This window comes from Arenibacter sp. P308M17 (assembly GCF_003426735.1).
GTDB lineage: Bacteria > Bacteroidota > Bacteroidia > Flavobacteriales > Flavobacteriaceae > Arenibacter.
This window is the reverse complement of the sequence record NZ_QVON01000002.1, coordinates 938,728-948,703: the sequence shown is the minus strand read 5'-3', so window position 1 is coordinate 948,703 and position 9,976 is coordinate 938,728. Positions and strand designations below refer to the sequence as shown.

The window sequence follows — 9,976 nt, the reverse complement described above, 5'->3', positions numbered from 1 at the left end:
GACGGGGCCCACCCCTTACCATTCCGAACAGGGAAGTTAAGCCCGTCTGCGCCGATGGTACTGCTACACCAAGTGGGAGAGTAGGCCGCCGCCTTTTTTTGGAGTCCCCGCATCGCAAGATGCGGGGACTTTTTTTTGTATGCGGCCAAAGGCCACGCCGATGGCCATTGCCAAACTGCTACATCGGACCATTGCTACATTTTTACATTGGCCCATCGTCAAATTGGCCCATCGTCAAATTGACTAATTGCCCAATTGTTATATTTTTACATTGGACCATTGGACCATTGGTAAATTGTTCCATTGGACAATTGCTACATTTCCAGATCCACCTTTCTTCAAACCTTCAAATTGACAAATTGGCCCATTTTCATATCGTCAGATCATTAAATTGCCAAATCGATATATTGGACCATTGTTACATCGAACAATTGCTACATTAAATCATTGATTCCCGAGCAACTTCAAGATATTAAAGCAACAAATTACCTACTTCCAACCAATTGTCGGCACGCTCATATCCTGTGGTGTGTATATTGTGGGGGGAGGTAAATAATATTTTCCTTCCCTGGAAATATTCCAGGTTGTAACTGCGATCATCGATCAAAATATCTCCATTGAGAATATGCTTACTGCCACAGAGGATTCTATTTCTCCAGTGGATAAAAGGAAAATGCTCATCCAACCAATCACTTTTTTCCCTTAATGAATTGGGATATTCCATGGCGGCGGAGGCTACATAAAGGTCATATTTCCGGGATAGTTCCTTCAGGACTTCTTGACTATTCTTAATAGGTTCAAGAGCACGAAAAAAGCCGTCCGTTCTAGCATGGTTTCTTACACTGGGTTGCCGTTCTTCTGGTACAGCTTGCCAAACCTCGCGGCCCATGCAGTCCATTTCCGTAAGGTTTTCGTTAAATTCAGCATTGTACAGTGTTATATGTGCATTATATGCATCGGCAAACACCTCGTCCATATCTACAAATAAGGTCATTGAATTAAATTTTAAATACGAAAATAACTATTTTTCCAATCAAGATCAGATCAATTGCACTTGGACCATAAATTGATAACGGAAATATGAAGTTGAATTAAATTTTTTGAGAGGTGTAAGTATTTTTTAATAGAAGCAAAATATAGGCGAATAACTTCAATAGGGTGCTTTGTTTTAAGGATAACCTAGACTAAAAAATTAATCTTGCTTGTTGTCCTTGTTGAACAATGCATCCATAATCAGCTTAATACTATAGAAACCCATGGTAATGGCCGCAATGGCCAGCAATAGGCCCACAATTAAAACCGGCCAGTAAAATGGATGTCCCTGGTTTTTAAATGCCTGGTATATTACTATCGGGGCAGTAAACATGAGGGCAATGGTATAAGCAATATTTTTTAGGCCTTTTAACAATAGGGCTTTATTAGTTCTCATGGCTTCATTTTAGGGGGTCTTATTTTTTTATCAATAGGGAGTCCGAAAACGTTTGGCAAATGGCAAAATAACCCAAGGCAAAGTTATTACTTTCAGCGGTATCACCAACATTAACAATATTTCCCCTAACCGTTGTGGCAGGGGTACTAAAGGGTCCGTTATCGGCTCCACTCTGCTGAATCAATTGGTTCATATAATTAAAAAGATCCTGATCTATACCTAAAATACGGATTGTCACCAATCTTTCATCTTCCAATTTACTATCGTAAAAAAATGAAAATTGAAATCGCTTTCCCTGATAAAATTCATCTTCGCTCACCAAATACTCCCCAAAATCAAAATCGAACAAATAATAATCATCCCGTTCCCCATTATCCGTAAAGCTAAGAATTACTTCTGTTTCGTCTTCTCCGAACAAAGTAGTGGTTCCTTGTTCCAGGGAATCCAGAGGAACGGTTGGAACAAAATTGGTCCGGGCTATATAGCTTTGTCCATTATATTGGATGTTAAGTTCCACTTCTCCTTGGGTCAATTCCTGCAAATCCCATACATTTTCATAAACCCCGGTATCCGGAATGGATTCTTGTAAAGTTATTGTAGACCCGGATTCCGTATTTGTGAGGGTAATTTCCTGTAGTTGGGCCGGCAGCACCTCTTCAAAGAATGAACTTGTTAAACTGGCCCTTATTTGAACCAATACGGACGGGTTGTCCATATCCTCCAATCTGATCAGGGCATCGATAACCAATCTAGGTTCTTCTGTAGGAAGGTCTACTTCAATTACATCCTGACACCCAAGGGTTATAAGACAAGCGATTAAAAACAATATCTTCTTCATTTCTTTAGAATTTGATGTTATAAGTGGCGGCGGGTACCAAACCAAAAATGGAGGTCCTAACCGCTTCGTTCACCCCTGTGTCCCCATTTCTGCTAAAACCGATGGAGGCCGCATTTCTTCTATTGTACAGGTTGTATATGCTAAAGACCCATTCAGATTGTAGTTTTCTACCCTTGTTTTTCCGCGGGGTAAGTGTAGCCGAAAAATCGATTCTGTGATAGGCTGGCAATCGCTGTTTGTTTCTAGGTCCATAATATGGAACTGCCAAATTTTGGAATTCGAATTGGCCAATGGGATAGTTGGTAGGTTGCCCTGTCTGGAACACAAAATTGCTGTTAAAGCTCCACTTTTCATTCAATTCATAATTTACATAGAGAGAAACATCATGGGTTTTGTCATAGGGAGTGTTGTACCAATTTCCTGAATTGATGCCAGTTTCTGAAGCATTTCGTCCCGGGGTCCTCTGTTCCGACTTGGACAGGGTGTATGCAAGCCAACCTTCAAACCTATCCCGATTTTTTCTCAGCAGCAGCTCAAATCCATAGGCCCTTGCTTCCCCGTTTAGAATTATCTGTTCAATGGCATCATTGGCTATTAAATTGGCTCCGTCTATATAGTCTATCCTATTTTGGATGTCCTTGTAAAAAAATTCGGTTTCTAGGGAATAATCACCATCCTTTAGGTTTTTAAAATATCCCAATGCATACTGATCCAATAATTGTGGTTTTACAAAGGGTCCACTTGGGGTCCAAACATCGAGTGGAGTAGGGGAACTTGTGTTGGAAAGCAGGTGGAGATATTGTGCCAATCTGGTGTAGCTTGCCTTTATGGAATTGTTAGGATCTAGGGTATAAGCTAGGGCAATACGGGGCTCCAAATTTGTAAAGGTAGCGAGGTGTTCGCTGCGTTTGGGATTTTTAACCCCAATTGGATCGGCCTCCTTGTATATCTGCATTAAGAGATCAAAACTTACGGGTTGGTTATTCCCATAAACATTTAATTCTTCTTGCCCCAAACGGATGAAATTACTGAGACGCAGCCCATATTGTAAACTTAATTTTTCAGTAATATTCTGTTCAACATCCACATAAACAGCAAATTCATTGGCGTATTTTTGGATCAACTGATTTTCAATTATTCCCGATTCCGCATCACTGGGTGCTATCTTCCCGGGATTAAAGCGATAATAGATGTTGTTGATACCGTAATTTACCTGAAAATTATTGCTTAAATAATACTTAAAATCGTATTTCAGATTAAAGTTTTGAATTCCGGAATTCCATTTAAAGCCTACAAAATCCAGTTTTAAACCATAATAATAGTCGGAGTAAATAAGTGACAAATTGGAAAATAATTTGTCCGAAAACAAATGGTTCCAACGGAAATTTAGAACCGCATTGCCATAAGTATTTACAAAGCTTTCGCTTATGGAAAAAACATCCCTTCCAAAATACCCAGAGATAAAAATGTTATTGTTCGCATTCAATTTAAAATTCAACTTGGTATTTAGATCATAGAAATAAGCAGTATTGTCTATGTCGAAAAGTGGCAGGAACAAATGTGCATAGGATGCCCTACCACCAATAAGAAATGCGGCTTTGTCCCTGATTATAGGGCCCTCGGCCAAAAGCCTGCTAGCAACTGCCCCGATACCACCGTTAATTTTTAGTGCTTTGCTATTTCCTTCTTTTTGAAAAATTTCCAAAACAGAGGAAACCCTACCTCCGTAACGTGAGGGTATACCACCTTTGAATAATTTTACATCCTTTATGGCATCTGGATTAAAAACGGAAAAGAAGCCAAATAGGTGTGAGGAATTAAAAATGGTGGCCTCGTCCAAAAGAATAAGGTTTTGGTCTACAGCGCCACCTCGTACATTGAATCCTGATGCCCCTTCGCCAGCGTTGCTCACTCCAGGAAGGAGGAGTATGGATTTAATAATATCTGCCTCCCCTAGGATTACCGGTATTTTTTTTATGGTTTCTACCGATAGGGAGTTAACACTCATTTGGGGTTTGCGGATATTTAATTTTTCAATATCCTCGGTAACCACTACCTCTTCCAATTGTTCCGCAACTTCAAGCAATTGATAGTTTATTTTTTGATCGTAGGACAGGTCAATTGTCTGGATAATTTCCTGATATCCCAAAGCGCTTATTTGAAGCTCATAGCTTCCTTTTGGCAAAGTAATGGAATAGAATCCGTATTCATTGGTGATAACCCCTGTACTTAAGGCCGGTACGGCAACTGTGACACCGATCAGGGTCTCGTTACTTGCTATTTCCGTTATTGTTCCGCTCAGGGTGAAGCGTTCCTGAGAAAATAGATTTATGGAAAATAGTATCAGTAAACAAAACGGCAAACATGTATTTTTCCCCATTTAAAGCAATTTTGCCTAAAAGTATCGATATTTTCCATGAGGAAAAAACAGTTTGCAATCTCTTAAAGTAAAAAGACCTTTTCATAAGGGGAAAAGGTCTTTTTAAATAAAAATCGATTATATGGAATCCAAAATGGAGTTAAAGGTAATGCTTGGCCTCATGGCCTTACTTATTAGATTTGCGTCCGGTAAGTAATATCCTCCAATATTGACCGGGGCACCCTGCGCATCGTTCAACTGTTTAAGAATTTCGTCCTTGCCTTTTGAAAGCTTTTCGGCAATAGGTGTGAAAACCGTTTTAAGTTCCTGATCCTTATTTTGCTGTGCCAAGGCGCTTGCCCAATATAGAGCTAAGTAAAAATGGCTTCCCCTATTATCCAGCTCTCCAACTTTTCTTGAAGGGGAGTTGTCATTTTCCAAAAATTGTTCCGTAGCCTTGTCCAAGGCATCTGCAAGTACCATAGCCTGACTATTGTTGTTTTTTTCGCCAAAAAATTCCAGGGACACCCCAAGGGCCAAGAACTCTCCCAACGAGTCCCATCTAAGGTGGCCTTCGTTTAAAAACTGTTCTACGTGTTTGGGGGCAGAGCCACCTGCACCGGTTTCAAAGAGTCCACCACCGTTCATAAGGGGTACAATTGATAGCATTTTGGCACTGGTACCTACTTCCAAAATAGGGAAAAGATCCGTTAAATAATCCCTTAACACGTTGCCGGATACGGATATGGTATCCTTTCCTTCTTTAAGTCTTTGCAATGTAAATAACGTAGCCTTTTCGGGAGACATTATTCTGATGTCCAATCCGGAAGTGTCATGATCGGCCAAATATGTATTTACTTTTTTGATCAATTCCATATCATGGGCCCTATTCCCATCCAACCAGAATATGGCGGGGATATTGGTGGCCCTGGCCCGGGATACGGCAAGTTTGACCCAATCTTGGATAGGTGCATCCTTTGTTTGGCACATTCTCCAAATATCCCCTTCCTCTACCTTGTGTTCAATTAGAACCTTGCCTGAACCGGTGTCTACTACGGAAACTTTACCATTGGTCTTGATTTCAAAAGTTTTGTCGTGGGATCCGTACTCCTCTGCTTTTTGGGCCATTAACCCTATATTGGGAACTGTCCCCATGGTTGTTGGGTCGAATGCACCATGTTTTTTACAGAAGTTGATGGTCTCGGTATATATTCCGGCGTAACTACTATCCGGGATTATGGCTTTGGTATCTTGGGCCTTTCCTTTAGAATCCCACATTTTACCGGAATTACGAATCATGGCCGGCATAGAGGCATCAATAATGATATCACTTGGCACATGTAAGTTGGTGATCCCCTTATCCGAATTTACCATGGCCAGGGCAGGGCCCTGCAGTATGGTATTTTCAATATCCGCTTCAATTTGTTTTCTTTCGTCATCGGGAAGGGTCTTTATTTTTTTAAGTAAAATTTCTAGACCATCATTGGCATTGATATCAATTTTATTAAAAGTAGTGCTGTGTTTTTTAAAGACATCGGCAAAGAACACCTTTACAATATGACCAAAAATAACAGGGTCGGACACCTTCATCATGGTAGCTTTAAGGTGTACTGAAAACAAAACGCCCTTTTCTTTGGCGTCCTTTACCTGCTCTTGTAAGAATTTTATCAGCGCATTTTTATTCAGTACGGTGGCATCTATGATATCGCCTTCCAAAAGTTTGATATTTTCCTTCAATATAGTCTTGGTACCATCTGCTTGAGTGAGTTCTATTTTTAAGGAGCTGGGCGACTTTATGGTAACCGATTTTTCATTCGATTTAAAATCTCCATGGGTCATGGTAGCCACGTGCGTTTTGGAATCTGCGCTCCAAGCACCCATGGAGTGCGGATGCTTCTTGGCATAATTTTTAACCGCTCTCGGAGCCCTTCGGTCCGAGTTGCCTTCCCTTAGTACGGGGTTCACGGCACTTCCCTTTATTTTGTCATACCTGGACTTAATATCCTTTTCAACATCGTTTTTTGGGTTATCCGGATAGTTGGGAATGGTATACCCCTTACTTTGTAATTCTGCTATGGCTTCGTTTAATTGAGGAGCCGATGCACTTATATTCGGAAGTTTTATGATGTTCGTTTCGGGCATTTTGGCCAAATTTCCCAGTTCTACCAAATCGTCCGAAATCTGCTGATCCTTTTGTAAATAATCAGGAAATACAGCAATTATTCTACCGGCCAGGGATATATCCTTAAGTTGGACATCTATCCCGGCTGTCTTTGTAAATGCCTTAATAATGGGTAGAAATGATTGTGTAGCTAATGCAGGGGCCTCGTCTGTTTTGGTATATAAAATTTTTGGCATTATAATTTTGTTTTTTAAGTTTAAGCGGAGCAAATATACAATTTTAAAAATGCCAAATTAACAGCGAAAGCCTATAATATTGCCTAAATATGTACTCGGGAAGTAGTATTGGGTAATGAGTATTGAGTATTGGGTATTGGATAATGATCAATAAAAGGCTTTTGTTGAAGATTAAATATTAAAAGTGGCAACTTCCTGCATAGATTGGCGGAGTCGAAATCAAAGCTGTTGAGGGGGTCGAAAGGATCCCTTAATATTCTTTATGTTGAAGTTGATCTTATGGAAAAATAAAAGCCATATCATTGTATAACTACCTTGATATGGCTTTCTAGAAATAGTTTACAAACTTGTTGTTTTGTTTTTACAAAACGGCAACCATTGATTGCATTTGCATCGCTATTTCAACGTTTGAAACATTCCATCCTTAATAATATCAATACTACCAAGAAACAAGGATGTTTCTCCCCAATGTTTAAATATTTGGCATTTTAATGTAGAACCTTGATCTTGCATTAAAAATATCACAATATTCACCAATCTATCCACTTGCTTGGGCAAGTCAATAGCCAGTATGCAATCTATAATGTAAAACACCATAGAAGAACAAATAACAATGGGATAAAGAACGTAAACTTTATGTGACATTCATTAATCCGCGTAACGAATTACCAGCCACATACTAAAAGTAGGAATTTTTTATTTATTAAACAACAATTATAACAATTTTATTATCAACATATTATGAACTATTGTTTTGAACAAATGTTTATAAATGAAAAAGCATCCTTAGGGAGGTAAGGATGCTTTTTTATAAATTCTATAGAATAATTAAGAGCGAACCTCCTTAATTCTAGCTTTTTTACCGGTAAGTCCTCTAAAGTAGAAAATACGTGATCTACGAACCTTACCTTTTTTGTTGACCTCTATCTTTTGCAATGCTGGCATATTTATTGGAAAAATACGCTCTACACCTACAGTGCCCGACATTTTACGGATTGTAAATGTTTCGGTAGCCCCGGTTCCCCTTCTTTGAATAACAACACCTTTAAAAAACTGTGTCCTTGTTTTTTCACCTTCCTTAATTTCGTAGTACACAGTTATAGTGTCCCCTGCTGAAAAGTTTGGAAAATCTTTTTTAGGAATAAATTCGTTTTCAACAAATTTTAATAACTCTTCCATTGTATTTTAATTAATATTTACTTAAACCAACTTTCACGATTATCGTCAGAGGTTGATTTAATGGAGTGCAAAATTAATCTAATATTTATAACTTACAAGTGAATGGACGATTTTTATCACCAATATTCATTAAAAAAATCGACGACAGCGCTAATCGTTCAGTAGGTCCGGACGAAGCTGTTCAGTCCTTGCATATGCCTGGTCTTCCCGCCATGTTTCTATTTCCGGAAAATTTCCGCTCAACAGTATATCCGGCACTTTATGGCCTTTGTATTCCGATGGCCGGGTATAGACAGGTGGCGCCAGTAAATTATCCTGAAACGTATCCGTAAGTGCAGAGGTTTCATTGTTCAATACACCTGGGATTAATCGAATTATTGTATCGCACAGCACTGCTGCTCCCAATTCCCCTCCGGACAGGACATAATCGCCTATAGATACTTCCTTGGTTATAAACAGGTCCCTAACACGTTGGTCCACACCCTTGTAGTGGCCGCATAGTATAATTACATTATTTAGCAAAGATAGGCCATTGGCCATTTTTTGATTCAAAGTCTTTCCGTCCGGGGTCATATAGATGACCTCATCATACTCCCGCTGACTTTTTAGATTTGAGATACACTTGTCTATGGGCTCTATCATCAGGACCATGCCTGCGCCGCCCCCAAACTGATAATCATCTACCTGATTGTATGTCTTATCCGTATAGTCCCTTAAGTTGTGTAAATGGATCTCTACAATCCCTTTTTCGATGGCCCGTTTTAAAATAGAGACTTCGAAGGGACTTTTGAGAATTTCCGGAACTACGGTAATTATATCTATTCGCATAGGAAAATCAATAACAGTTAATGCTTTTGCGTAGCGGCTTCAAAAGTACTAAAATTAGGCACAACCCTTTCCGTCAATTTTGTTTGGATTCGGAACTATTTTACAAGGGCCTAATAGAAAAAACTCCTTTTTTGGGAGCTTTTAAAATTTTAAAGGTAAAAATCCAAATGGTTTACTCGATAATCGGGATTTAAACCTGCCTGCCACGGGCAGGTGCTCCGACGCTTACCTTCCCGGTTCTGTTCAGGCGGGCGTCGAAATCAAACATGAATTTCCTTTCAATGCCTCGTGCGCCTGCCTTTGTCGGCAGACAGGCTTGACCAGAGGTAGTTTACTTTAAATTATTTGGGCTTTTTGTGCTTGTTTATCTCGTCCTGGAGCTGTCTACTGATCTTTTGTTCCCTTTCCAAAGCCCTCCTTCTGTGATCCTCATATTCGGTCTCTACTTCAGCAAGCGTTGATTTGGCTTCCTGAGTGAGAATATTGCTATTTCTGAATTTATAAATAAAAAATAATAAAAACAGCAATAGGGCCACGATAATGGTCCAAAGAATAAAATTGTAAGTGCCCTTGGAGACTAGAATGCCTAGGAAAGACATGCTATCCTTTTCTTCGGTAACCTCTGCAAGTTTATTGGTGGTCTCCTCCAGTTTTTTGTTAAGCGATTCAATGGTCTCCACATGTCCGGTAATGGTACTGTTTAGTTCATTGACCTTTTTATTGAAGGCATTAATGGAATCCAATACATTTTGTCTCAATTTTTCCAAGTTTAACTCCTTTACCACCTCGTATCTTACCCCATCGGCCCTGTAATTGCCTGATTTTATGGAGATATATTCGAATTGGGAACTGATAGGACCTTGGTCCAAGGAAAGTTGGTCCTCTTCCTCGGTTTCCTGTGCAAAGTGAAGGTTAAATGACAATAGGGCCATTACGATAAAGAGTAATTTTGAAATTTTCATTTATGTAATTCTTATTGTTAATA

8 protein-coding genes and 1 rRNA gene are annotated in these 9,976 nt (G+C 39.4%); 1 reads left to right on the top strand and 8 read right to left on the bottom strand.

Annotation, left to right across the window (positions count from 1 at the left end):
* Positions 1–97: ribosomal RNA gene (gene rrf, locus D0S24_RS08020) — 5S ribosomal RNA — on the top strand; the annotation flags it as partial.
* A 375-nt stretch (positions 98–472) separates the two neighbouring features.
* Here the strand turns inward: rrf and D0S24_RS08015 are convergent.
* The 8 genes from D0S24_RS08015 to D0S24_RS07975 all read right to left on the bottom strand — a co-directional run bounded on the left by D0S24_RS08015 (position 473) and on the right by D0S24_RS07975 (position 9,953).
* The gene (locus tag D0S24_RS08015; protein ID WP_117019303.1) at positions 473–994 is read right to left on the bottom strand and encodes a 5' nucleotidase, NT5C type; all 522 of its coding nucleotides are present in this window, start codon (positions 992–994) and stop codon (positions 473–475) included.
* 198 nt (positions 995–1,192) lie between these two features.
* A complete protein-coding gene (locus D0S24_RS08010) occupies positions 1,193–1,429 on the bottom strand; it encodes a DUF6095 family protein (protein WP_117019302.1) in 237 nt (78 codons plus the stop codon).
* Positions 1,430–1,448: 19 nt separating this feature from the next.
* Positions 1,449–2,267, bottom strand: coding sequence for a DUF4249 family protein (locus D0S24_RS08005; protein WP_117019301.1), 819 nt, complete (start codon positions 2,265–2,267; stop codon positions 1,449–1,451).
* Positions 2,268–2,271: 4 nt separating this feature from the next.
* A complete protein-coding gene (locus D0S24_RS08000) occupies positions 2,272–4,647 on the bottom strand; it encodes a TonB-dependent receptor (protein ID WP_117019300.1) in 2,376 nt (791 codons plus the stop codon).
* A 117-nt stretch (positions 4,648–4,764) separates the two neighbouring features.
* Positions 4,765–6,984, bottom strand: a complete 2,220-nt coding sequence (locus D0S24_RS07995; RefSeq protein WP_117019299.1) for an NADP-dependent isocitrate dehydrogenase — start codon at positions 6,982–6,984, stop codon at positions 4,765–4,767.
* 828 nt (positions 6,985–7,812) lie between these two features.
* Entirely contained in the window at positions 7,813–8,163 is a 351-nt protein-coding gene (gene rplS / locus D0S24_RS07985; protein ID WP_031444555.1) for a 50S ribosomal protein L19, read from the bottom strand.
* A gap of 150 nt (positions 8,164–8,313) precedes the next feature.
* Positions 8,314–8,991, bottom strand: a complete 678-nt coding sequence (gene trmD / locus D0S24_RS07980; protein WP_117019297.1) for a tRNA (guanosine(37)-N1)-methyltransferase TrmD — start codon at positions 8,989–8,991, stop codon at positions 8,314–8,316.
* A 341-nt stretch (positions 8,992–9,332) separates the two neighbouring features.
* Positions 9,333–9,953 carry a tRNA (guanine-N1)-methyltransferase gene (locus D0S24_RS07975; protein ID WP_117019296.1) on the bottom strand — a complete coding sequence of 207 codons (621 nt, stop codon included), beginning with the start codon at positions 9,951–9,953 and terminating at the stop codon, positions 9,333–9,335.
* Positions 9,954–9,976: the final 23 nt, after the last annotated feature.